A 2,624-nucleotide genomic window follows, 5' to 3' on the forward strand; every position below is an offset into this window, starting at 1 on the left:
GGTTAGCTATTCGGCTAATTAGTCAAATGACTGATTAGCCGAATAGCCGATTAGCCGTCAGCATATCGGAATATAGACCGGCAAATCCGATAGACTTACAATACAATAGTTGGTCAACTATCCAGCTAACTATCCGGAAAGTTATCTATCTGATTAGCAGGATAATTAACTTGATAGTCGGCGAGCCAACTCATTATCCGGCCAAGCAACTAATTGATCAGCCAATCAAACAACCTTAGGTTACGGCTGATTTACAAGGCTTTAGTCTTGTATTGTGTGCTTCATAGCTGATGGAGCGCGTGCTCCGGCCATTTCAGCGCGGCTTCCTCACCGCAGATAAGCCCGCTTATTATATGTATGCGGGCGGTAAACGGCGACCGCGTACCCGAGTCATCCTCTCGGCCTGAACACGGGGGCTTGTCGTTCATTTACGATGCAAAGTTAAGGGCATTTCATTATACGTTCCAAATTATTTCGGGCATGTTCCGTGATATTCCGTTTTGGTTCCGTTCTTTTCCGTGACGAGGGCGCGGCAGACCACCGAAATGGCAGTAACTTTGCAATGTGCAACAGAGATAAAATCCATGCTCCCGCACACACCTTATATTATACGCCTGATGAAGACCGGCACCAAGGCGAAAACACACAGGCATTTTAGCCCATCATTATAAGGTAGCTTCTTCTCTCAGTTACGACGTGTTCAACGGAACACAGCAAGGTGTCTTTTCAGGGACCTGAAAAGGTTTCGAGGGCCCAAGCCCTACCGAAACAACCTTGCCCGTGTGGGACAAGGAAATTCTCCAAAGTCGAATTTCCCAAAGGATGCCTGCGGCGCATGGTATAGAAAAATCGCGTTGCGATAACAAACAAAAATCCCAGACAACATGGAAAAATCATTCAAGGGCGGACGACCTCCGCTCCCGGACAGGTGTGACCATCTTGTTAAGGTTCGCTTCAACACATCCGAGCTTGACATGCTGGTTCACATGATGGATAAGGCGAATGAGACGGTAAAGTCCACCTTTATCAAACAAGTATTGTTCGGCAAGCCTTTCAAAGTGCTTGTTACAGACAAATCGCTGGCGACATACTGCGCCAAACTCTCGGAGTTCTTCGCCCAGTTCCGCACTGTGGGTGTGAACTACAACCTTATCGTAAAGGAGTTGCGCACGGAGTTCAGCGAAAAGAAAGCGATGCAATATCTCTACAGACTTGAAAAAGCCACAATCGAAATGGCTAACATCTTGGCCGAGGTCAAGGCTCTCACCGTCAAGTTTGATGAGGTGTGGTCGCAAAAATCTCTATAGGCAGCAGCCTTTACGGAGCCCTTGCATACAACGCGGAGAAGATGAACGAGGCACACGGACGTGTGTTGGGAGCCAATAAGATAGTGTTGCCGGCAGACGGCAATATAAACATTGGAGCTATGGCGGAGAACTTCAAGGCTTTTATGCCCAGGATGGGCAGGACAAAGAAGCCGGTTCTCCATATCTCACTCAACCCGCATCCGGATGACAGGCTCACGGATCAGGATTTTGAAATTCTGGCCCGCGAGTATCTCGACAAACTCGGTTTCGGAGAGCAACCCTTCATTATATATAAGCACGAAGACATCGACCGCCACCATATACATATAGTGACCGTCAATGTCAACGAGCAGGGCAAACGCCTTGACCAGTCTTTCCTGTTCCGCCGAAGCAAGAAGATCACTACCGAGCTTGAAGAGAAATATGGACTCCACAAGGCACAACGTGAAAAGGTATCTCCCGACACTCCCATCACCAAGATTGACCCCAATGGCGACATCAAGCGTCAGGTTCAGAACACGGTAAAACTGGTTGGTATGCGCTGGCAGTTCCAGAGCATCGGCGAATATAACGCCATACTCGGACTGTATAATGTAAGATGCGAGATGACCGACGGCAAAGTCAATGGGCGTGAGTATCACGGTCTGGTATATTTCGCCACGGATGACAACGGCAATACCATAGCCACACCTCTGAAAGCATCCCGACTCGGCAAGTTTGCGAGTCGAACCGCTATCGAAAGTAAGTTCGAGCGTGACAAGGAGAAAATCGACATCAAGTCCACAAAGAGGCAGGTGTCCGATGCAATGGCAGCGGCCACAGGCAAGGATGATTTTATCGCCAAGCTGAAAGAAAAGAATATCGACCTTGCGTTGCGCTACAATGCCGACGGCAGATTGTACGGTGTCACTTTCGTGGACCATAACAATCATGTCGCACTCAACGGTTCCCGCCTAGGTCGTGAGTTCTCTGCCAATGCTCTCAATCTCTGGTTCAATGACCCGACGGCAAAACCTCAGGTTCAGCAACAGCCGAGACAATTGCAGGGTCAACAGTCGCAGGGTCAGCAATCGCCGCCACCCGGTGGCGGTCAGCAGACCTCGGAACAGAGCCAACCAAATCAGCCTCAGCAACAGCCACGGCAGAAGCCGTCCCATTCCGACGATTTCGATTACTCGCCCGTACTGCCCGGATTGGAACTATTCCAGACCGGACCGGACTTCGACCCTGCGGAAGAAGCCTTCGCACGTCGTGCGCGTAAAAAGAAAAAGAAGAAAGGACGCGGTCTTTAATAAAGGAAGCCTAACAGCCACATAG

The 2,624-nt window shown here is 49.6% G+C and carries 2 protein-coding genes; both read left to right on the forward strand.

Annotated features, from left to right (window positions below; genetic code table 11):
- Positions 1-884 precede the first annotated feature (884 nt).
- On the forward strand, positions 885-1,307 hold the full coding sequence (locus JX312_RS12005; RefSeq protein ID WP_123403387.1) for a hypothetical protein: 423 nt from the start codon (positions 885-887) through the stop codon (positions 1,305-1,307).
- Positions 1,286-2,599 carry a conjugal transfer protein MobB gene (mobB, locus tag JX312_RS12010; protein ID WP_123403389.1) on the forward strand — a complete coding sequence of 438 codons (1,314 nt, stop codon included), beginning with the start codon at positions 1,286-1,288 and terminating at the stop codon, positions 2,597-2,599. Before JX312_RS12005 ends, mobB begins: the two co-directional genes overlap by 22 nt.
- The last annotated feature ends 25 nt before the right edge of the window (positions 2,600-2,624 follow it).

Origin of the sequence: Barnesiella sp. CU968 (assembly GCF_905219685.1) — a bacterium.
GTDB lineage: Bacteria > Bacteroidota > Bacteroidia > Bacteroidales > Muribaculaceae > Lepagella > Lepagella muris_A.

Coding starts and splice junctions, on each gene's coding strand:
- JX312_RS12005 (WP_123403387.1), top strand. CDS start 885: ATGGAAAAATCATTCAAGGGCGGACGACCTCCGCTCCCGGACAGGTGT.